Below are 354 nucleotides of genomic sequence, written 5' to 3' on the forward strand. Positions count from 1 at the left end.
CGGGGCGTTTGCCTGCGGCACGAAGGCCGCAGTCATGGGGAACGACAGGAAGCAGGCGACGATAACCGAGATCCCAAAAGCGGCGGAAGGGATTGCCGTTGTGTGCTGTCACGGACGCTCACCATGTTCGAAACGCGCCTGACGGGCGGCAAGGGCAGCGGCTTGGCACTCTCGCCCAAACAGCTTGTCGGTCAATCTTTCTTCGAAGCCGAACAGTCGCGCGCAGTTGTGCCCTAGCTCAAAAAGGCCCCGGCGATCGACGACATTGTACATGACGTGCAGCGGGTCTTCGTAGAGTACCAGCCCGCCGTCAATGTCTTCGACCTCGCGCACGATCTCATCCATCAGTTTTTG

The 354-nt window shown here is 59.9% G+C and carries 1 protein-coding gene; it reads right to left on the minus strand.

The window, feature by feature from the left end:
- Window positions 1–108 precede the first annotated feature (108 nt).
- A partial coding sequence (locus EN846_RS34945; protein WP_189587201.1) for a hypothetical protein occupies window positions 109–354 on the minus strand: 246 nt, incomplete at its 5' end.

The organism is Mesorhizobium sp. M4B.F.Ca.ET.203.01.1.1, assembly GCF_004791025.1.
GTDB lineage: Bacteria > Pseudomonadota > Alphaproteobacteria > Rhizobiales > Rhizobiaceae > Mesorhizobium > Mesorhizobium abyssinicae.